The organism is Streptomyces coffeae, assembly GCF_016741875.1.
In the GTDB taxonomy this organism is placed as follows: domain Bacteria; phylum Actinomycetota; class Actinomycetes; order Streptomycetales; family Streptomycetaceae; genus Streptomyces; species Streptomyces coffeae.
On sequence record NZ_JAERRF010000177.1, the window covers coordinates 1 to 630 of the forward strand.

Genomic DNA, 630 nt, shown 5'->3' on the forward strand with positions numbered 1-630 from the left:
CAGCGAGAACCCCACATCCACCGGCGACAGCTCAGACACAGAGGCAGCCAGCCGCGCCGCCTGCCCCCGCAGCGCCTCCTCGGACTTGCCCGACACCACCCACGGCACCACCACCGGCGGCACGACATCCCCAGCCGGCTCCTCCTCCGGAGCCGAAACCGGAGCCTGCTCCAGAATCACGTGCGCATTGGTGCCGCTGACGCCGAAGGAAGAGACACCTGCTCGGCGCGCATGCCCCGTCTCAGGCCATGCGATCGAGTCCGTGACCAGCTCGACGGAACCCGTCGACCAGTCGACGTGTGGAGTGGGCTCGTCAACGTGCAGAGTCTGCGGCAGCAGCCCGTTGCGCATCGCCAGCACCATCTTCATCACACCGGCGACACCGGCCGCGGCCTGCGTGTGCCCGATGTTCGACTTCACCGAGCCCAGCCACAGCGGCCGGCCCTCCGGCCGGTCCTGCCCGTACGTCGCCAGCAGCGCCTGCGCCTCGATCGGGTCACCCAACGTCGTGCCCGTACCATGCGCCTCGACCACGTCGACCTCGGCCGCCGGGACCTGTGCGTTCGCCAGCGCGGCCCGGATCACCCGCTGCTGCGACGGACCGTTCGGCGCCGTCAGACCATTGCTCGC

General features: G+C 70.3%; 1 protein-coding gene. It reads right to left on the minus strand.

Annotated features, from left to right (window positions below; genetic code table 11):
• The coding region (locus tag JK363_RS41550; protein WP_215911761.1) for a ketoacyl-synthetase C-terminal extension domain-containing protein at positions 1-630 on the minus strand (630 nt) is incomplete at both ends.